The sequence below is a fragment of the Ulvibacter antarcticus genome (genome assembly GCF_003688405.1).
Taxonomy (GTDB): domain Bacteria; phylum Bacteroidota; class Bacteroidia; order Flavobacteriales; family Flavobacteriaceae; genus Ulvibacter; species Ulvibacter antarcticus.
In genome coordinates, this window is sequence record NZ_REFC01000013.1 from 392,524 (window position 1) to 414,257 (window position 21,734).

Sequence of the window (21,734 nt, forward strand, 5' to 3'; positions counted from 1 at the left end):
TTAATCAAGCTTGTTGATGTAATATCCTTCCTGCTTGAATTTTGCTTCGTCAAATGTAAACAAGGTTTTCGAAAGAGGCTGGTTGGTTTTAAACGAATTTACAGTCAATGTATATTTCGTTCCCTTAGCATCAGTTTGAATAAGCTTGTAAATGTGCTTTGTTTGTACATCTATTCCTAAAAGAATGTCTTTTATTTCTGCTTTGGAATCGATCGGAGTTAATTTAATAAACTGAACTTTTCTCCCTTTCAGGTTTTGTTCAATGTCCATTTTATAATTATAACCGCTCTCGTAAAAAGTGAGCATTTTCGAAGGCGTTATTTCTTTATCATCCTGAGCACTATACTTTGAAATAGTTACTTCCTCGTCTTCAGGAACTATGGTGTAAATATTTTTCCCATCAAATAGACGAGTGGTTCCAAGCATATTAAGAACATACTTATTTCCGGATAATGATACATCACCACGGGTCTCTTGATTAACGTCTTCTTTAGAATTATTCAGATTATACTTAAAATCGATCTGAATATTGTCGTAACTCTTCGCTTTTGCTGAAACTTCATTCAACAATGCCTTCGCACTTTGAGCGTTCGCAATTGAAAAAGTGAAAACTGCCAGTAGTAAAAGGAACGTATTTTTCATTTTAGGTATTATTTTCGTTATCTAATAGTTGGTTTAATGCTTCAATAGTTGGAACGAGCACTTGCCTTGCCTTACTTCCTTCAAATTGTCCTACAATACCTGCTGCCTCTAATTGATCTATAATTCTGCCTGCGCGATTGTAACCTAATTTCAGTTTTCGTTGCAAAAGAGATGCAGAGCCTTGTTGAGCAATAACCAATACTTCGGCTGCCTCTCTAAATTTATTGTCTCGTTCGTCGATATTAATATCAAGATTTGTGCCACCTTCTTCACCGACGTACTCAGGTAATTGATGCGCTTCAGGGTAAGCTTTTTGGGAACCTATATACTCAGTAATATCAGCCACTTCGGGAGTGTCCACGAAAGCACATTGTAAACGAATTAGATCGTTTCCTTGAGTATATAACATATCACCTCGACCTATTAGCTGATCGGCTCCTGAACCATCTAAAATAGTACGCGAATCTATCTTACTTGTCACTCTAAAAGCAATTCTGGCGGGGAAATTCGCTTTAATAATTCCCGTAATCACATTCACCGACGGACGCTGGGTGGCGATGATCAAGTGAATCCCAATAGCACGCGCCAATTGTGCCAGACGAGCAATTGGGGTTTCTACCTCTTTTCCGGCAGTCATGATAAGATCTGCGAACTCGTCTACTACAAGTACTATATAGGGTAGAAAATGATGCCCTTCATTAGGATTGAGCTTGCGGGCTTTAAATTTTGTGTTGTATTCCTTAATATTACGAACCATCGCATCTTTAAGCAAGTCGTAACGATTATCCATTTCAATACAAAGTGAGTTTAGCGTATGTACTACTTTGGTTGTGTCTGTAATGATAGCTTCTTCGGTATCCGGCAATTTTGCCAGAAAATGTCGCTCAATTTTATTGAAAAGAGTAAGTTCTACTTTTTTTGGATCGACCAGAACGAATTTCACTTCGGCGGGGTGTCTTTTATAGATCAATGAAGTTAGAATAGCATTCAAACCAACCGATTTCCCTTGCCCAGTAGCCCCAGCCATTAATAAGTGAGGCATCTTAGCAAGATCGACCACAAAGGTTTCGTTGCTAATGGTTTTTCCTAGTGCTAGCGGAAGCTCCATTTCTGCATTCTGAAATTTCGGTGAAGCAATCACTGAACGCATAGAAACCGTTTTAGGATTTTTATTAGGAACCTCAATTCCAATAGTTCCACGCCCCGGAATAGGAGCGATGATACGAATTCCTAGTGCCGAGAGTGATAATGCAATATCGTCTTCTAGATTCTTGATCTTCGAAATTCTAATTCCAGCCTCAGGTACAATTTCGTACAAGGTAACCGTTGGTCCAACCGTTGCTTTAATGCTTGCAATCCCGATTTTATAGTTACTAAGCGTATCGACAATACGATTTTTATTTTCTTCGAGTTCTTCCTGATTGATGGTAATTCCGCCACCAGAAGTATGGTCTCTTAATAGCTCAATGGTTGGAAACTTATAATTGCTTAGCTCTAATCTAGGGTCGAATTCCCCATAATCCTTTACTAGTTTATCACTTAAATTCTCAGAAACAGTTTCTTCTTCGACGGCTTGTTCTACTTCCATGTCGAGATCACCTTCGATTTCAGATTTAAGAACGATTTTTTCCAATGGGTTGTTTTCTACTTTCTTTTCTGAAAGATCCAATGGTTTTGCGGTTGCTTCAGTAGTTGGTTTTATCTCTTCTGAAGGCTTTTTTGAACTAATACTAGTACCAGTTTCAGAATCAATTGCAATATCTTCCGAAGCATTAGCAACTCCTTCCGAAGAAAAATCGGAAGCTATATCTTTTTTAGTACGTTTCAATGCAGTAGCAATCTTTTCGGGCGTAACTTTTAATCGCATTACAGCATATGCGATCAGTAAAAAGGTCATTACAAGGATAGCTCCAAGAAGACCTAGATAATCTTGCATTAGATCGTTAATTTCGTATCCAAATATCCCGCTAAGCAATGAATTTTTTGAAGTAAAGAAACCGAACAAAACTGATATCCAAAGCATTACGAGTATGCCCCAAAACCAGAATTTCAGTAGTTGCTTTTTAGGATAATCGAAAAAATAGTATATTCCGGTTAGTGTGATGAGAACCGCAGGAATAAAGGAGGAAATTCCGAAGCCATTATATATAAAAAAGTGACCGACATTGGTCCCAAACTTATTTAGCCAGTTTTTAGTGACTAATTCACGATCGGTTATATCGCCGACCAGGCTGTGATCTGCCTGCCAGGTAAAGAAATAGGAAATAAAAGAGAAAACAAGCGCTAATCCAAGTAGAAAAAGAAAACTACCCAACAATATTTTTTGCTGTTTGGAGAGTGTAAAGGACACTTTCTTTGAAGGTGTTTTGGGTTTTTTAGATGTAGCTGACTTTTTCTTGGCCATTTAAGGTAGGTTGACTTTTGAGCAAAAATACAATAACAAAACGTGCCAAACTAAAGAAAATTTTATAAAAGATAGAAGGATATTAAGCGAATCATAATTTGATATAATTCATTTTAAGGAAGGCTAATTTCTACTAGCGCTTGTTCGACTTTCCCCAAGATGGACCTCAAACATCGCCGTTGTTTTAACTTCCTCCGCAGTCTGTGTAGGAGTTTTTGGACTTTGTCTAATTTGGTCGTTTCGCTCATCCTGTTTCTTGTCACGTTGCGTAAATTCATAGTGTTTATAGCCATATGTGACAAGTATTAGTACGATTAAAAGCCAGTTTAATTTAACCAGCGTTTTTATCTGTAGGTAATAAGCGATAAAAAATGATGCGATAAAGGCAATTCCTCCAAACATTACTCCGTAACCTACAACAATAGCTCCGCCCGCCAGACCTTGATTTTTACCTGCATCTATCCATCCCGCGAAAAAGAGACCAGCAATAAAGAAGGCTAAAAGCATTAAAATGTAAAATCCAATGCAGGCGGGTTTTAGTAGTTTTTTCATGATTTTTTTGTTTAAAAGAACTCTAATTTTATATTAACTTAAGAGACTCCACCGAATTAACAATTTTCCGTCTTTTTTCCAGTGTATCCATCCTCTTCTTATGATTTCACCGGAACCTTCATTATCTATAATTATAACTTCTATCCAATCACCTACTATATAAAGGGCGCGAAAGAAAGGCCTCTCATACACCTTACCGGCTGAAGTAATCATTGGGTTGTCATATACTTTTTGTCCTTCAGAAATAAATTCAATAGAATGCATCCCTATTAGAAACTCGGGCCAGGAGACAAACTTTCCAGCTTCAGACTCTATATATGCAGTCTTTCCAGTTTTTTCATTTACGACCAACTCATGGTAATCTCTCCCAACTCGTTTTACCCGAATATAAAAAATACCATAATCCAATTTTTGATGCATAGGCGCAAACCAGTTAGGAGCATAATCTATTTCACTGTTGCCGTACCAATTCTTGAAGGTTATACTGTCTATAGGTTGTTCTGCGACGGTATTTTTTCTATGATTTGGGGTGTCGTACAGATAAAGGACTTCTCCTACTTCGGTCGTAGGTGAGAAAAATCCCATACCGATTTCAATATTCTGAGCCTTGATACTAATGGTTCCAAAGAAAAAAAATAATAAGACAATTTGAATTAAAATGTACCTTCCATTTATCATTTTACTTCTCTTATTTCAGTCACTGTTTCACCTTGTTTTATCTCGATGGTAAATTGCGAACTCTTTGCAGAGGCGTTGTAAACTCCATGCTCAACCAAGGTGACGTTATAGGATCCCACGCTTAAAATTATTTCTTTGTTCTTTTTGTAGGTTCTTCCTCCGTATACACTTTTTCCACTCTTGGCATCTACTATATTTATACCTACATCGAATGGATCGCCTCCAAAAGTACCGCCGAGGATAGCAACTCCAGTTTTAAAATCGTGTTGTACTTCTGTAACTTCCCCATTGCCAACTTTAATATTCTCGAGGGAGGTTGTACTTTCATGACCATTGGTTGTTCGTGCGTATAGCTCGATATTGTAAGTGCCGGGATCCACATCTAACATCTTGGGTTTTGCGTAAGTACGACCACCGATAACATTTTTACCTTCCAGCGTTTTTACTCCAATTTGACTGTCCCACAATTCGCCATTATTCGTTATCATGAAATTTAGTTTTGCTCCGTCTAGGCTTACTGTTTGATAAGTAGTTTTGTCAGTGAACGTCTTCACGTTTTTAATGGTCAAGGCCGAAACAGCTCCAAAATCATGTTGGTATACTTTCAAATCGTACGTTGCTTGAGGGAGATATAAAAATGCGGTATCCTTATAAGTACGCTTGCGGTCTACTATGTTTTCTGTATTGGGTGCATAAGCGACTACTTGAGCATCTAAAGGTTTTCCGTCTTTTAAAACGAACACCCCTAAATTTCCTTCAGGCTTATCAATCGTTGCTGTTACTACCTCATCCATTGCTTGTCCTAAACCACTTGCATCGGCAGCGTCATAGTAATTTCCATCACCCGCCTTAGCAGCACATTTAAGCTGTTCAGTTTCCCCCGATTTTAAACCAAATCCGACAATATGAAGTTTAAAATCGATGCCTTCTTTTTTGGCATTGGCAACCACATCACAAATATTTCCGTCACAGGATTCAATGCCATCTGTGATTAGTATGATGGTTGCTTTTTCTTTAGATTTTCTAAGCTGATCAATCACTGCAGTTGCTGAATAGGCGAGGGGCGTCATCCCTAAAGGTTTTATCGCACTAATAGCAGCAATAACTTTCCCTTTCGAGCTATTATCCATAGTGACCAAAGTTTCTACATCCCGGCAATCCCCTTTTTTTCGATGACCGTAGGCTATCAGTCCTAATTTCTGATTTTCAGGTAATTGATTAATGGATGTTGACAATACTTCAGAAGCAATTTCCATTTTTGTTTTACCCTGAATTTGACCCCACATAGAACCACTGGCATCATAAATAAATATTATTGGTGAAGGAACTTCAGGGTTTTGTTTTGTTTGTGCATTTCCGAAGCTAAAAAGCATGAAAGCACACAGAAGAAATAGTGCTTTTTTCATAATTGTAGTTGTTAGTTTAGCTAAAATTAGTAAAACTATTTAATCGAAACAAACTTAAAATCAATTAGTTAGTGAAGAAATTTATCATTTAGCGATAAAAAAATGATAAATCTTACAAGGAAGAATAGAAATGAATAAACCCGCAGAAGGATGGAGTAGGTCTTAGCAGTTTCTCAAAATTTTGGGATATAGATAATACATCCTATAATCACTGCAGTTATTGCGGCGAAGAATACGGCTCCAGCCGCCACATCTTTGATATAACCAATTTTACTATGAAAATCTGGATGTACAAAATTAGCAATCTCTTCGGCCGCCGTATTTAAACCTTCAACACTTAAAACAAGACCAATAGCTAAAATTTGAAATATCCATTCGGTTTTTGAAATTTCGAAATAGAATCCGGCGATGGTCATCACAATTGCGATGAACACTTGTACCTGAATGCTAGCCTCATTCCTTATTAAAAGGTAGGCACCTTTAATCGCGTATTTTGCACCTTTTAATCGTTTTCCGAGAAAGGTATCCCACATTATTTAAGGATATTTAAAGCACTTTCATAATCTGGTTCTTGACCAATTTCTGGCACTTGTTCTGTATATAATACCTTGTTATTTTCATCCAGGACCATAATCACACGAGAGTGTAATCCTTCAAAAGCACCGTCTGTAATTGTTAGCTGATAATTTTTTCCGAAGCTACCATCTTTATAATCAGATAACATTTCTACATTTTCAAGTCCTTCCGAAGCACAAAAACGTTTTTGAGCAAAGGGTAGGTCACGAGAAATACAAAGAATCTTCGTATTATTCAGTTTTGAAGCTTCTGCATTGAATTTTCTCGCTGATGCTGCACAAATACCTGTGTCAACACTTGGGAAGATATTTAAAATTTTACGTTGACCTGAATAATCAGACAGAGATTTTGAAGCCATGTCTGTTGTCGTTAATTTGAAATCTGAAGCGGTTGAACCTTTTGAGAGAAGTGTTCCTAGGGTGTTAGCGGGATTTCCTCCCAAAGTGATAGCTGCCATTTTTTCTGAGTTGAATTAGACATTAAAATTAGCAATTCTTAACGGTATAAACTGAAATTTTTTAAGCATTTTCTTCGGAAGGAATAACGGTTTAGCATCATATCTCAACTACAGAATGAATTCTTCGTTAATAAACAACGCAAAAATTAAAATTTAAAGCGGAACCAAAAGGAATATTATGAGCGATATAACTTAAGAAAGCATCCTAATGCGCATTAAAAAACCCTCCTTCAAAAGTGAGAGAGGGTTAGTCAATAGCAATTTATTTTTAATCAGCTCCGTTTTTTCGGATCTATGATTAATTAAGACTTTGTGATAGATATTCAGCTACACCCGCTCTGTCAGCATTCATAGCTTGCGAACCTTCTTGCCAATTTGCCGGACAAACTTCACCATTCTTCTGAACGTGAGAATAAGCATCGATAAGTCTAAGGAATTCTGCAACGTTTCTTCCTAATGGCATATGATTTATGCTTTCATGGAACACGGTACCTTCTTCATCTATAAGGTAGGTTGCACGGTAAGTTACGTTGTCACCATCGACTAAAACATTTCCGGTTTCTTCGTCGTATCGTTCATTTGTGATATCTAAAATACCTAATTGAGAAGATAGATTTCTATTAGAATCTGCAACAAGAGGGTAAGTAACACCTTCGATACCACCATTATTTTTTGGAGTATTTAACCAGGCAAAATGTACTTCAGGTGTATCACAAGATGCACCGATTACAATTGTATTTCTTTTTTCAAATTCTGCCATTGCAGCTTGGAAAGCATGCAACTCAGTAGGACATACAAAGGTGAAATCTTTAGGATACCAGAAAAGAATCACTTTTTTACCTTTAGTCTGTGCTTCTTCTAGTATGTTTATTTTTTGAGTTACGCCTGTTGTATTTGTAGCGTCTACTGCTAAATTTGGGAATTTTTTTCCTACGAATGCCATAGCTTATAAATTTTAATATTAGTACTTGCTTTCAGAGTGCAAAAATACACACAAGAAGCAGTATTAACAAGCCAAATAATTCCTAAAATTTATGCACTGATAGATAGAATAAATAGTTTGATTTTTATCCTTAAGTAAGATGAGGATTATGTTTTTACTGACGCCTCTTTGGGCGCTGATAGCATACGAATTTTAATTCTGAAAGCTGCGAATAACAAAGTCGTAAACGGGCTTAACCAATTGAAAATAGCATATACAAAATAATCTGCCACAGAAACACCCAGCACGCCACTCTGATAAGCACCACAGGTGTTCCAAGGAATTAGTACAGAAGTAACAGTACCCGAATCCTCTAATGTCCGACTCAAGTTTTCAGGAGCTAGTCCTTTTTCTCTGAACGCCTTCGCATACATTTTTCCAGGAACAACGATCGCTAGATATTGGTCACTTGCTGTTAAATTTAAGGCCAAACAACTTGCAACGGTACTGGCAAATAATCCAAAGGTGGTGTGAAACATTTTTAGAAGCGCCTTACTTATTGTAGCCAAAGCACCAATACCATCCATGATTCCACCAAAAACCATGGCGCAGACAATGAGCCAAATAGTACCTAACATTCCAGACATTCCTCCGGCTGAAAAGAGATCTTTTAGTGCTGCATTTTCTGTAGGAATAGCTGTATCTACTGTAATCGCATTCATGATGCCTCTGTACCCTGAAAGGAAATCAAGGGATTTGCCTCCGCCTAATTGAGCCACTAACTCTGGCTGAAAGATAAGTGCCGCCAAGCCACCTAATAGCGTACCAATAAGTAATGCAATTAATGGGGGTGTTTTTTTAATGATTAAAAAAATAACAACGGCAGGGACTATAAATAGCCACGGACTAATATTGATAGACGAATCCACAGCTGCCAATATTTCACTTGTGTCTGCAGCACCTGATGTATCAAGGTTTAATCCAATAATTATAAAAACGATTAATGTAACTGTAATTGTAGGAACAGTGGTGTACAACATATATTTGATATGTGTAAAAAGATCAGTTCCGGCCATGGCAGGAGCGAGGTTTGTAGTGTCGCTTAAGGGTGATATTTTATCTCCAAAATAAGCACCGGATAAAACGGCTCCAGCTGTCATACCCAATGAAATACCAAGGGCATCAGATATTCCAATTAATGCAATTCCCACAGTGGCTGACGTAGTCCAACTACTTCCAGTTGCCACCGAGATGATGGCACAAATAATTACGCAGGATGCAAGAAAAATCGTGGGATTAAGAATTTGTAATCCATAATAGACCATAGTAGGGATAATACCACTTATAAGCCAGGTTCCAGCTAGTGCTCCTACCATTAATAAGATTAAAAGTGCGCCGGAAGTCGATTTAATGTTTTCGGCAACCTCTTCCATCATTTGTTCGAAGCTAACTTTATTGAATATTCCAACGACGGCAGCAACGGCTCCACCCATTAATAAAATAAACTGATTACTTCCACTTAAAGCATCGTCTCCAAAGGCAAAAAATACGTTGTAAAAGAGCATGATTATTAACGCAAATACAGGAATGAGTGCTTCCCAAATGTTTAACTCTTTATTCTCCACAATATGTTCATCTTGGGGTTCACGTGGTTTAATGTCTTCGCTTTGCATAGTGGAAATTTTTCTAATTGTAATGTTACGATTTTGTGAACTGTCTTGCAAATTAGATTAAGGTAAAGATGTGACGATACAATTCCTACAAATAAAACCAAATAGTGTATTATGTCGTAAATATTATACATTTAATCTATATATTATATAAATAATTCTTACGTTTGCATCTTAGGATGAATTATATAACGTATAGTGGAAGTAAATAAACATGATACTTGTATAATTTTGAATAATTACCTAAAACTTAACAAATGAAAATTTTAGCCCCATTTTTTCTATTTATGTGCATCACGATACAAGCTCAAGTTGGTATTGGAACTGCAACGCCCAAAACCACTTTAGATATTGTAGGACAACCTACAAATAGCAGTCAGTTGGATGGTATTATTGCCCCAAGACTAACTGGAGTTCAATTAAGAGCTAAGACCTATACAGCAACAGAAACTGCAGCAATCGTTTATGTTACTGCCGCAGATACTGCGCCGGCAGGTCAAACCATTGATGTTACCCAAATTGCTTATTACTATTTTAATGGAACAAAATGGGTAATTATTGCTCCCCAATCTGAAGACTGGAAAATTGCCGGAAATTCTAATACAAATGCCGCTACGAATTTTGTAGGTACTAGAAATGATGTTGATTTAATGTTTAAACGTAATAATATACAATCAGGTGTGATTGGTTCCGATATAACTAGTTTAGGTTATAATACTGTAAATCCTTTGACTGTCACGGGTCCCCATAATACCGCTATAGGTCATACTAACTTATTTAGTACTACTTCCGGGCACAGAAACACAGCTATAGGCTCTGGAGTATTGACCGATAATACAACTGGTTATCAAAATACTGCAATGGGTAGATATTCAATGCACTTCAACATTTCTGGATACAACAACATGGCAATTGGTCAAGAATCTGCAAAATGGAATTCAACTGGTCACGATAACGCGGCCATTGGTTTTAATGCATTAAGATATAATGGTACTGGATCATACAATGTAGCGATTGGTAGATCATCAATGGCAGAGACATCGGTTGGTGATGCGATAGATAATGTTGGTAATAACAATATTGCAATTGGTGCAAATGCTCAATTGCCAGTTAGAACAAATAGTAATCAATTGGTCTTAGGAGGCGCTGCAGGTACCTCTCTTGGTGGTATATCCACAGCAACAACTAGGACGATAATTAACGGAATCGCAAATTCATCTGCCGGTAGACCTACAAGTGATAATGCTAGCGGTGTACAAGGAGAAATTAGAGTTGCAAGCCATGGAGGCTCACGTTATTTATACGTTTGTTACGCAACTAATAGCTGGGGTAGAGTCCAGTTAGATACTTCTTTTTAAGTGCTATAACACCCCGATAGCAGATTATTTGCCCCAAAACTCTCAATGGATATATTTTTTAATCCACTATTAAAAATAACCCCCGATTTTTAACAACCTACTATAATGAAACTACAATACTCAAGCCTATTATTACTCGCTTTTTTTGCGTTTTCTTTTTTGAAACCAGATCAAACTAAAGCACAATGTGTTACTGGTGCAGAGACTAATGCTGCTCACCCAAAGAAAGAAATGAGAGGTGTTTTTATACCTTCCGTAGTAAGTATCTCTTGGCCAACCAATCGATTTGCTACTCCAGCAGTACAGCGAGCAGAGTTGATTACCATTTTGGATAAAATAGTTTTAAACGGTTATAACGCTGTTTTCTTACAGGTTAGACCAGAGAGCGATGCACTTTATGCTTCAACAATCGATCCTTGGTCATACTGGCTAACTGGAGCACAAGGAACTGCACCATCTCCATTGTGGGATCCGTTGGAATTTGCTATCAACGAATCACACAGTAGAGGCTTAGAATTACACGCATGGTTAAATCCGTATAGAGCAAAAAGAGGAGTAGATGTGTCTTCTCCTGATCACGTCACTAATGAACATCCAGATTGGATTTTTACGGCTTCAAATAATGCGAATTTAAAAATTGTAAACCCTGGTATTCCAGCGGTTGAAGATTATATAGTTTCAGTTGTTGAAGATATCGCAACACGTTACAATGTAGATGGGATTCATTTTGATGATTATTTTTATCCAAGTGGAGGAATGGGAAACAATCAAGATGCTCAAACTTATATAGATTATAACCCAACTAATATTTCTAACATTAATGATTGGAGAAGAGATAATGTAAACGAAATGATAGGTTCTGTATACGACGCGATACAAACTATTAACTCAAATAATAATAAAAACGTAGTATTTGGGGTAAGCCCGGCGGGTATCTGGAAGTCTGGAACGCCTCCCGGTATTGTTGGTAGTTCAGCCTATAGTGCATTATATTGTGATCCTATTGCCTGGATGCAAGCTGGAAAAGTAGATTATATTGCACCACAATTGTATTGGGCATTTGGAGGTGGACAAGATTATGATATACTTTCACAATGGTGGAATGATCAAGCAGATTTATATAACACCCAAGTTTATGTAAGTCAGGCATACTATAAGATTAACGGAGGTTCTTGGCCAGCATCTGAGGCTCAAGATCAAGTTGATGAGAATAGAGAAGCGTCCATGGATGCTACCTTTGGACAAATTGCTTACAGATACAATGAAATTGGTTCAAACTTACACGGAATTAATGATGCTTTAAATGGGACTCAGTTTCAATACAAATCATTTGTGGCTCCAATTACAGGAGCTGGAAAGGATGCTGTTTGTGCTCTGAAACCAGATAATATTCGATTTGGCGATTTAAAAGTTATGTGGGATACACCCGCTGTGGCTTCAGATGGAGATTTACCTCAAAAATATGTAGTTTATGCTTTTAATAATGCTTCCGACGCTACAAACAATAAGAACAATGGTGCAAAAATACTAGACATAGTTGCTGGTAATGAACTGGCACTTTCACAATCGCAAATAGACAATAAATTTATTGTGGTCACTTCATTAGATAAAAATAATAATGAAGCAGGTGATTTCTGCATTTTCCCCCTAAAGGATATAACTGCAGCTTGTTCAGTAACAAGTATAACTGCACCATCTATTTTAAAAAATTGTTCTAGTTCAAGGACTGGAACAACTTCGGCTACTTTTCCAATTGAAAGTACTACCGTTATCACATGGAGTTATAATTTAGGCGGTGGTGAGACTTTTACTCAATCGCAAAACGTGATTATTGAAGATACGACAGCACCTAATGTGATAACACAAAATATTTCAGTTACACTAACTGGAGCAATTACTAGTATTACTGCAAGTGATATCAATAACGGCTCGAATGATAATTGTGCTATTGAAACCATGAGTATTGATATTGCTTCTTTTACGTGCTCAGATGTTGGAGTCCAAGTTGTTATGCTTACCGTAGTGGACAAAAACGGAAACTCGGCATCGGCTAGTGCAAATGTGACTGTAGAAAGTGAGATTACAGAGTATATTACTTCAAGCTGGTCTAATGGATTCCCTCATAAAGGATCATTAGCTAAATTTAGCAGTAGTTATAGTACAAATCAAGGTAGTATTGAAGTATGTGCCTGTGAAGTTGCCGCCACATCAACAATGACAGTGGAAGCGAATCATTACCTTAAAGTTGAAGGTGACATTACAGTGGATGGTATTTTAAATGTAGCGCACCAAGGAAATGTGGTGCAAATTGATGATGCTGCTGTTGTTATTAATAACGGTACAATAAACGTAAATGTGACTACACCATCTTTAGTTGCTAGAGATTTTATGCTTATGGGTAGTCCGATGACTTCCGAAGATAACAGCGTCTTTACAGACATGAATGGCGCAGGAAGTTCAGCATACCAAGTTCTAAATCATACCACTGCCAATTTCAATCCTTATGTAGGTACACCACCTGTGGTAGGAGTGAATTTCCACGATCAGGAGAGTAATGATTGGACAGTTTTGTCAGGACCGCTCATCTCTGGTGAGGGTTATTTAGTTCGTCCGTCATATACAAATAATGGTACTTACGACTATCAATTCAATCAAGGAACCTTAAACAATGGGGTGATTACTTATTCGGCTTTTTTCGGCGACGATAAAGAAGATAGTCCTAATATCATATCCAATCCTTACGCCAGTGCGATCGATGCAGATATATTGATTAGTACAAATTCTCTAATTGATGAAATATATTTTTGGGAACATAATACAACCCCGGCATCGGGTGTTCCTGGACCTTTAGGTGAGAATTTTAATATGGACGACATTTCTACTAGAAATCTAGGTATGGGAATACCAGCAGCTACCGGAGGTACAACTCCAAATGGTATCATTTCAACTGGGCAAGGTTTTGGGATTAAAGCCAATGCAGCTGGAAATGTGATGTTTAATAATGCTTTACGTTTAACTTCCGGGAATACAACATTAAGAAAGGTAAGCGATGCTGATAAAATTTGGATTGAAGTACGAGAAAACGTTTATGGATTGGGAAGTACTACAGGAGTTTCATTTTCTGAAAACGCCAGCTCAGAAATAGACGCTGGATATGATACCATGAAATTAGGAACCGTTGTTTCATTATACTCTCATTTGCAAGATGGATCGGAACAATTAGGTATTCAGGGAAGAGAAATTTTTGATTCCGGTATTACTATTCCAATGGGATTCTCAACACTAATTGAAGCAGATGCGGGCATACCATATACAATTGCAGTAGCAGACGTTGAAGGTTTAAATATTGAAAATGCTGATGTCTATTTAATTGATCATTATACCAATATGATTACCAATATAAAGACGGGACATTATGTGTTCACATCGGATGCAGGAACGTTCGACAACCGTTTTACGCTTTTGTTTGAGTCATTAGTGCTCGATACTAATGTTTCGGTACAGGATGCTGTTTCTATCTATCCAAATCCAACAGAGAATATAGTAAATATTGTTTCGCCAAATAATGTGGTTGATTCGATTGAGGTATATGATCTTAGTGGCAGAATGATAAGTAGAACGAAGTTTTCTTCGGAAAAAGACTATCAATTAGATATGTCTTCATTTGAATCGGCCATTTACTTTTTGAAGATCAACACCTATGATGGTGCTGTAACCAAAAGAATAATTAAAAAATAACTAGTTTCAGAAAGAAATCATTTCAAATAATCTTCTGATATAATTTGAAGATGAAAAGAAGAATTTTTCACACCAAATAAATACACTACTTAAAAGGTCGTCTAGAAATACTAGACGGCCTTTTACATTAAACAACAAGTATTATTCAATACGAATTTTGTAGGAAAAAAGTTACTTACATCGTTAATATTTGCTTATTATCGAAAAAAATAACAATACAACTTGAATTTGTAGGAAAATAAAACATAACTGTTATTTTTGTATACCCTAATCTATTGATATGACAAATAATGCCTACTTATTTTTCTTTCTTATAATATGTCTTTCCGTCAATGCGCAAGTTGGAATTGGAATAGCAAATCCTAAATCTAGTTTAGATATTGTTGCATCAAATTTCGCAACACCTTCAAATACTGATGGAATATTAATTCCGCGTTTGCAAGCATTACCCGCTATTAATCCAACAGACGCTCAACATTCTATGTTGATTTACCTATCAACAGCCTCTGGTACTTATATACCTGGTTTCCACTTTTGGGATAAGAATAAGGGAGTAAGTGGTGAGTGGGTTCCTATCTTAAATAAACCAGGCTGGGAGATTGATGGTAATTCTAATACCACAAGCGGTGTTCACTTTTTGGGAACAACAAATGCAGAGGAAGTAGACTTCAAAGTCAACAACAAATTGATAGGACGATTAACCGAACTTGGACAGTTTGAATTGCAAGCAGATGGTGAATCGGTATTAATAGGTTACGAAGCAGGTGAAAATTATGACCCCGCTAATACACTGGCAGATCATAATGTTTATATTGGATACCAAGCAGCAAAACAATCTACTTCGGGTAGAGATAATACTGCGGTAGGCGCGTTCGTGATGATAGAAAATACAACTGGTAGTTATAACACTGCCCTTGGTTCGGAAGCTTTGCAAACTAATACTATTGGTGAACAAAATACAGCATTAGGAGATGATGCACTTAGATATAATACAATCGGTAATGACAATACGGCTGTAGGGCAGGACGCCTTAAAAGTAAATGCAGCTGGACAAAGTAATACTGCTGTTGGAAGAAAGTCACTTCGCAACAATATTGGTGATAATAATGTAGCATTAGGTAGTTTTGCTGGCGAAAGTATAACTACAGGAAATAATAACAGTGTTTTGGGCTACGCTGCAGATGTAGTTGTAGGTACAGAGATTGAGACTGTTATAATAGGAAATGGCGCAAGAGGTGGGGCCAATAGGGTCGTTGCAATTGGAAAAGACGCTACAGCGAGTCAAACGAATGCTGTTGCCATTGGTAATAACGCGACCGCAAGTGCAACTAATGCAACTGCGATTGGAAATGGCGCAGTTTCAAATAATGCCAATGAAATGGTATTGGGAAATAACTCCGTTACAAGGGTAATTACAAGTGGGAGCGTACGGGCAAATTCATTTATATCAAATACAACGACCTATCCTGATTATGTGTTTGAAGATTTTTACACTGGTTCTTCGGAAATAAATTCAGATTATAAATTTACTGATTTGGAAAATGCTGAAAAGTTTGTGAAAGCTAATGGTCATCTTCCAGGAGTTAAATCCTATGAAGCGGTTGCGAACAATAACTTTGAACTCAATATCACTGAGACATCTGTTAAAAATCTAGAAAAAATTGAAGAGCAGTTTCTATATATTGTGACCCTAAACGAAAAAATAAAAGATCAGGAAAACTCCATCGAAGACTTAAAACAAGAAGTTGAGGCGTTAAAAGCAATCGTTCAGAAATTAATTTCAGATAAATAAAAAAAATCCAAACTTGAGATACGTTTGTCAAATAAAAAAGCCATGATTATAACGATCATGGCTTTTTTTATTCGAAATAGTTCCTTCTTACACAAGACTTTTATCTCCTTCAAGAATCTGTAATTCTTCCATACAAGCACGCATCATTTGGTAAGTACGTTCTATATCTGCATCCAAGCCAATTGAGAAACGTATCAATCCGTCGCTTAGTCCCATCTCTTTTTGTTCCTCTTCAGGTATTTCAGAAGAAGTTGAAGAACCTGGAGCACTAAATAATGTCTTATAAAAACCTAGACTTACAGCCAGATACCCAAGATTACGCTCTTGCATCAGTTCCATAAGCTCATTTGCTTTGTCAATTCCTCCTACGTCGATCGTTAACATTCCACCGAAACCGTATTGCTCATTCATCATGCGCTTGTACAACTCATGTCCGGGATGTGATTTTAAACCGGGATATACGGTTTTTAAACCATCCGCTTCAAACTTTTCAGCCAAAAATAAAGCATTATAGCTATGTTGCTTCATTCTAATGTGAAGCGTTCTCATGTTTTTCAGAATAGAAGCAGCACGCAGGCTATCCATAGAAGCACCTAATAACATACTAGCACCATCATTTACATTCCGAAGTGAGTCAATTAATTCTTGTGAACCACATACAACACCACCCATAGTATCACTGCTACCGTTGATAAATTTAGTTAAACTGTGCATCACTACATCGGCGCCCAATTGGATAGGGGATATGGTCAATGGGGAGAAGGTATTGTCAACAAGAAGTGGTATACCATGTTTCTTAGCGATTTTTGCCAAACCTTCGATATCTGCAATTTCGAGTAACGGATTGCTAACACATTCACAGAAGATAATTTTGGTCTTTTCGGTAATAGCAGCCTCAACCACATCTAATTTTGTGACGTCGACAAATGTAGTCTCAATCCCTAAACGAGGTGTAAAATTCTTTAAAAAAGCATAGGTACCTCCGTAAATCGTTCTGCTGGAAACAATATGATCTCCTGCTTCACAAAATTGTAGAATTGTAGGTGTAATAGCACCCATTCCACTGGCGGCAACATTGGCAGTTTCGGTACCTTCCATTGCTGCTAATGCTTCTCCAAGATAGAGGTTAGAAGGTGTAGTATGCCTCGAGTAAAGATAACACCCGTCCGCATTTCCTTCAAACGTATCGAACATGGTCTTGGCCGATAAAAAAGTATATGTGGAAGAATCAGAAATTGAAGGATTAACGCCTCCAAATTCTCCGAAATACTGTAAATCCTGAATTTTATTAGCCGGTTTAAAATCTTTCATAAGCCCTTAGTGTATATTGATGATTATAAATTCCTTTTGAATTCTTTCAGAATTAACTCCGATAAGAATCGATCAAATATCAATAATTATAGACTATTTATCAATGTTAATTCATTTATTTGAAATATAAATCTATTTAAGGCAAATAATATAGAAAATATATCTTTTTAAAGTTCGGATTTTTATATATTTCTGAAAAATTTTCTCATCATGCGCTTGGACCAAACCGACAAACAGATTCTTAAGTATTTACAACAGGATTGTAAGCAAACGAATAAAGAACTTTCTTCCAAGCTTAACCTTTCAGTCACTGCAGTATATGAACGAATAAAAAAATTGGAGCGCGATGGTATTATTGATAAATATGTCTCACTGCTCAATAAAGATAAAATAGGTTTAGGCCTTATCGTTTTTTGTCAGATAAAATTAGCGCAGCATTCAAAGGAGTATCTTACAAAATTTGAAACTGAAGTAACTAAATTAGAGGAGGTTTTAGAATGCTTCCATGTAAGTGGCGAATATGATTATTTGCTGAAGGTTTTGGTAGAAGATATGAAGCATTTCCGTAATTTTATGGTCACGAAGCTTACTACCATCCAACATATAGGAAGCACTCAAAGTTCATTTACAATAAGTGAAGTCAAAAACACAACCACAATTACAATAAAATGATGAGGAGTATAACTTACCGACTTGCGGAATTTTTTCTTCTATTCGTGGTGATGCCTATTAGTTTTGCTTTACACTATCCATTTGTAATAAAAGCGATATTGGCAGTCATAGGATTTGGATATATTATCTGGGTCCTGAAAAAAGTCGAGCGAATTTCATTCAAAGTAAAAAGCGGTATTCCATGGAGAGAATTCTGGAAACGGATACTCATAACTTTTTCAATAATTATTCTTCTAACAAGCGTTTTTGTTTATATAAGAGCTCCTGAAAAGCTTTTTTATGCACCAATACATCACTTTTCATTTTTTCTGCTTATAGTTCTATTCTATTCTCTTTTATCGGTTTGGCCTCAAGAAATTATTTATCGCACCTTTTTTATGCAGCGATACACATCCTTGATTAAAAGTAAATCCTTATTAATTTTTATAAATGCGATAGTTTTTTCATTAGCACATACATTTTTTAGGAACGCTCTTGTAACGATCATTACTTTTTTAGGAGGACTTTTATTTGCCTTTAGTTATTTAAAATTCCGTTCTACTACTTTGGTAAGTATTGAACATGCGATTTACGGTAACTGGTTGTTCACAGTGGGCATGGGGGAGATGTTAGCCTTTCCTGGTATGGATGTTTCTTAAAATTTAATCACCCTATTTACCTGATTAAAAACAACTTAATTATGTTAAAGTTAAATATTTTTAGATTTCTTTAACAAAATTCTCTGATAAACTAGTGTACTTTCGCACCCCCGATTAAGCTCAAAATCAGCCTGCTGCTAACCTAACTTTCATGAAATTCAGATTTTTTGCTTGCCTGTTATTTATTTCAGGCATTTCCACTGCTCAAGTGGGAATTGGTACTATTACTCCGGACCCATCCTCAATCTTAGACATTACAGCCACCGATAAAGGTATTCTTATCCCCAGAGTATCATTGGATGACGTCACTAACAATAGGATTGACACTGTTAATACCGTTGGAGAAGGAATGCTTATTTACAATACAAACACCACGACTGCCGGTGGAAATGGTATTGGTATTTATTATTTCGACGGCACTGTTTGGGTATTTTTAAATGGAGCTTCCGGAACTACTGGTGGCGGAGGTGATGCCGATTGGTATATAGCCGAAACAACCGATATTCCTATGTCAATTATTGATCATATTTACACCCATGGTAATGTTTCTATTGGTAAAGATACAACGCCTTACCCATTAAGCGTGGTGACTCACGATCAGGACATAACTCTCTTTGTAGAATTAGATGTGCCCGGAAACGGTCCGCTATCTACTATAAGAACTGAATCTAATAATATGGGTACCGGGATACAATATGGTTTAAATGCTCTAATGATCAAAGAAGGAGGAGGTGATCAAATTGGAATCTATCAGGATCTTACAGGTGATACCGAAGGTGATAAAACCGGACTTTATAACAATGTTGTTGGCGAAGGTGATGGAATTCATTATGGAGTTTTTAATAATGTATTTAGTCATGGTGAAGGTGATCAATACGGAGAAAAAACGGCGCTCGAGGTTGTTGGTGCAGGAATTAAATACGGGAACCATATTTCAATTACAAATTCTTCTACAGGCGATTTATACGGTGTATATTCTAGTGTTTTGAGAACTTCAGGTATTTCCTATGCGGCTTATTTCCTCGGAAATGTCTCGATTGGAAGATCTGCTTCAGATAATTATATATTTCCTGCTTCTCGTGGAACTGCCGGTCAGGTGATGCAGACCGATGGAGCTGGACAATTAAGTTGGGCAACACTTCCTGCTCCCAGACCTGTGAATGACACGGCAATCACTTCCGAAGCTATTGAAAATATTGAGAATAATGCTTCAAAAATTCAAAGTCTCGAGTCGGAAATTGAGACCTTGAAGGAGATGGTAGAAGCACTTTCATTAGAATTAAGTCTAAAATCTGCCGGAGAAAGGTAATTATTTTGCCTTCGGAAACAACCACACTCTAAAGACCAAACTTCTCCTTGTTTAAACTTTTAAACTTGTAAACAGTATTGTACCTTTGTTATTAAACTCCGAAGCTAAGGCATAGGAGTTCTCTTTTTATAAAAAAAATACAGATATGTCAAAATACGATGTTGCCATAATAGGTTCCGGTCCCGGTGGATACGTAGCTGCAATCCGTTGCGCCCAACTGGGTATGAAAACCGCAATTATAGAAAAATATAGCGTCCTTGGAGGAACCTGTTTAAACGTAGGTTGTATACCAAGTAAAGCCCTTTTAGATTCGTCACACCATTACGAAGATGCGATGAAGCATTTTGCAGATCACGGAATTGAAATTCCTGGTGAGATAAAGCTTAATTTTAAGAAAATGATCGAACGGAAAGCATCGGTAGTAGATCAAACCACAAAGGGGATTGAATTTCTTATGAATAAAAATAAGGTCGATGTCTTCACTGGAATTGGTGCTTTTAAGGATGCAACGCATATCGAAATTACCTCCGGAAAGAAAACTGAAACCATTGAAGCTGCAAATACAATCATCGCTACGGGAAGTAAACCCGCTTCGCTTCCTTTTATCAAATTGGATAAGGACAGAGTGATTACTTCTACTGAAGCACTTAGCTTAAAGGAAATCCCGAAGCATCTTGTGGTGATTGGAGGAGGGGTGATCGGTCTGGAATTAGGACAGGTTTATAGAAGATTAGGCTCTGAGGTTTCTGTAGTTGAGTATTTGGATCGAATAATTCCAACGATGGACAGTGCTCAAAGTAAGGAATTGATGAAGGTAATGAAGAAACAAGGAATCAAGTTTTATGTTTCTCATAAAGTTTCTGCAGTTTCGAAAAAAGGAAAGGAAATTACTGTTACAGCTACCGATAAAAAAGACAAGGAAGTAAGCTTTACCGGAGACTATTGTTTGGTATCTGTTGGACGACGTGCTTTCACTCAAGGATTAAAGCCTGAAAATGCAGGAGTTAAGATCACAGAAAGAGGCTTGGTTGAGGTAAATGATCATTTACAAACCAACGTTAAAAATATTTACGCTATTGGTGATGTAATTAAAGGCCCCATGCTAGCGCACAAAGCTTCGGAAGAAGGTGTGTTGGTTGCCGAAATATTAGCCGGACAAAAACCACATATCGATTATAATCTAATCCCGGGAGTAGTTTATACCTGGCCTGAAGTTGCTTCGGTAGGTAAAACGGAAGAACAATTAAAGGAGGCAGGTGTTGCATATAAGTCCGGACAATTCCCGATGCGTGCTTTGGGAAGATCCCGTGCAAGTGGTGATACAGATGGTTTCGTTAAGATTCTTTCAGATGCGAAGACCGATGAGGTTTTAGGAGTACATATGGTTGGCGCTCGTGTCGCCGATCTAATTGCTGAAGCTGTTACCGCTATGGAGTTCCGTGCAAGTGCCGAGGATATCGCTAGAATGAGTCACGCGCATCCCACCTATGCAGAAGCGGTGAAAGAAGCCGCCTTGGCTGCTACAGATGATAGAGCTATGCATATCTAAAATTAATAAAAACACATTATGAAATACCATTCGTCAACGGCGGATGGTATTTTTTTTTGT

17 protein-coding genes are annotated in these 21,734 nt (G+C 37.2%); 7 read left to right on the forward strand and 10 right to left on the reverse strand.

What is annotated here, in order from left to right; all coding sequences use genetic code 11:
* From BXY75_RS10700 to nhaC, 9 genes are all read right to left on the reverse strand, one after another.
* Entirely contained in the window at positions 1-642 is a 642-nt protein-coding gene (locus BXY75_RS10700; protein WP_121907743.1) for a LolA family protein, read from the reverse strand.
* A 1-nt stretch (position 643) separates the two neighbouring features.
* Entirely contained in the window at positions 644-3,046 is a 2,403-nt protein-coding gene (locus BXY75_RS10705; RefSeq protein ID WP_121907744.1) for an FtsK/SpoIIIE family DNA translocase, read from the reverse strand.
* A 123-nt stretch (positions 3,047-3,169) separates the two neighbouring features.
* A complete protein-coding gene (locus BXY75_RS10710; RefSeq protein WP_121907745.1) occupies positions 3,170-3,598 on the reverse strand; it encodes a hypothetical protein in 429 nt (142 codons plus the stop codon).
* Between the two features lie 33 nt (positions 3,599-3,631).
* Positions 3,632-4,276 carry a hypothetical protein gene (locus tag BXY75_RS10715; protein ID WP_121907746.1) on the reverse strand — a complete coding sequence of 215 codons (645 nt, stop codon included), beginning with the start codon at positions 4,274-4,276 and terminating at the stop codon, positions 3,632-3,634.
* Positions 4,273-5,682, reverse strand: a complete 1,410-nt coding sequence (locus BXY75_RS10720; protein WP_121907747.1) for a vWA domain-containing protein — start codon at positions 5,680-5,682, stop codon at positions 4,273-4,275. The genes BXY75_RS10715 and BXY75_RS10720 overlap by 4 nt, the downstream gene beginning before the upstream one ends.
* A 173-nt stretch (positions 5,683-5,855) precedes the next feature.
* Positions 5,856-6,215 carry a diacylglycerol kinase gene (locus BXY75_RS10725; RefSeq protein ID WP_121907748.1) on the reverse strand — a complete coding sequence of 120 codons (360 nt, stop codon included), beginning with the start codon at positions 6,213-6,215 and terminating at the stop codon, positions 5,856-5,858.
* Positions 6,215-6,715 (reverse strand): thiol peroxidase, encoded by a 501-nt coding sequence (tpx, locus tag BXY75_RS10730; RefSeq protein WP_121907749.1) that lies wholly within the window; start codon positions 6,713-6,715, stop codon positions 6,215-6,217. Before tpx ends, BXY75_RS10725 begins: the two co-directional genes overlap by 1 nt.
* 298 nt (positions 6,716-7,013) lie before the next feature.
* Positions 7,014-7,658, reverse strand: a complete 645-nt coding sequence (locus tag BXY75_RS10735) for a peroxiredoxin (RefSeq protein WP_121907750.1) — start codon at positions 7,656-7,658, stop codon at positions 7,014-7,016.
* A 146-nt stretch (positions 7,659-7,804) separates the two neighbouring features.
* Positions 7,805-9,319 carry a Na+/H+ antiporter NhaC gene (gene nhaC, locus BXY75_RS10740; protein ID WP_394347374.1) on the reverse strand — a complete coding sequence of 505 codons (1,515 nt, stop codon included), beginning with the start codon at positions 9,317-9,319 and terminating at the stop codon, positions 7,805-7,807.
* Positions 9,320-9,564: 245 nt separating this feature from the next.
* On the opposite strand from nhaC, the gene BXY75_RS10745 reads away from it, so the two are divergent.
* From BXY75_RS10745 to BXY75_RS10755, 3 genes are all read left to right on the forward strand, one after another.
* On the forward strand, positions 9,565-10,665 hold the full coding sequence (locus BXY75_RS10745; RefSeq protein WP_121907751.1) for a hypothetical protein: 1,101 nt from the start codon (positions 9,565-9,567) through the stop codon (positions 10,663-10,665).
* Between the two features lie 105 nt (positions 10,666-10,770).
* The gene (locus BXY75_RS10750) at positions 10,771-14,403 is read left to right on the forward strand and encodes a family 10 glycosylhydrolase (protein WP_121907752.1); all 3,633 of its coding nucleotides are present in this window, start codon (positions 10,771-10,773) and stop codon (positions 14,401-14,403) included.
* 280 nt (positions 14,404-14,683) lie between these two features.
* Positions 14,684-16,195: a hypothetical protein gene (locus tag BXY75_RS10755; protein WP_121907753.1), complete on the forward strand. Its 1,512-nt coding sequence runs from the start codon at positions 14,684-14,686 to the stop codon at positions 16,193-16,195.
* Positions 16,196-16,282: 87 nt separating this feature from the next.
* Here the strand turns inward: BXY75_RS10755 and BXY75_RS10760 are convergent, their stop codons facing one another.
* On the reverse strand, positions 16,283-17,506 hold the full coding sequence (locus BXY75_RS10760) for an aminotransferase class I/II-fold pyridoxal phosphate-dependent enzyme (RefSeq protein ID WP_121907754.1): 1,224 nt from the start codon (positions 17,504-17,506) through the stop codon (positions 16,283-16,285).
* 210 nt (positions 17,507-17,716) lie between these two features.
* Here BXY75_RS10760 and BXY75_RS10765 point away from each other — a divergent pair, with 210 nt between their 5' ends.
* The 4 genes from BXY75_RS10765 (at position 17,717) to lpdA (ending at position 21,674) form a co-directional block, all read left to right on the forward strand.
* The gene (locus tag BXY75_RS10765; RefSeq protein ID WP_121907755.1) at positions 17,717-18,178 is read left to right on the forward strand and encodes an Lrp/AsnC family transcriptional regulator; all 462 of its coding nucleotides are present in this window, start codon (positions 17,717-17,719) and stop codon (positions 18,176-18,178) included.
* On the forward strand, positions 18,175-18,816 hold the full coding sequence (locus tag BXY75_RS10770) for a CPBP family intramembrane glutamic endopeptidase (RefSeq protein ID WP_245962960.1): 642 nt from the start codon (positions 18,175-18,177) through the stop codon (positions 18,814-18,816). The genes BXY75_RS10765 and BXY75_RS10770 overlap by 4 nt, the downstream gene beginning before the upstream one ends.
* A gap of 151 nt (positions 18,817-18,967) precedes the next feature.
* Positions 18,968-20,125 carry a hypothetical protein gene (locus tag BXY75_RS10775; protein WP_121907757.1) on the forward strand — a complete coding sequence of 386 codons (1,158 nt, stop codon included), beginning with the start codon at positions 18,968-18,970 and terminating at the stop codon, positions 20,123-20,125.
* Between the two features lie 145 nt (positions 20,126-20,270).
* On the forward strand, positions 20,271-21,674 hold the full coding sequence (gene lpdA / locus BXY75_RS10780) for a dihydrolipoyl dehydrogenase (protein ID WP_121907758.1): 1,404 nt from the start codon (positions 20,271-20,273) through the stop codon (positions 21,672-21,674).
* Positions 21,675-21,734: the final 60 nt, after the last annotated feature.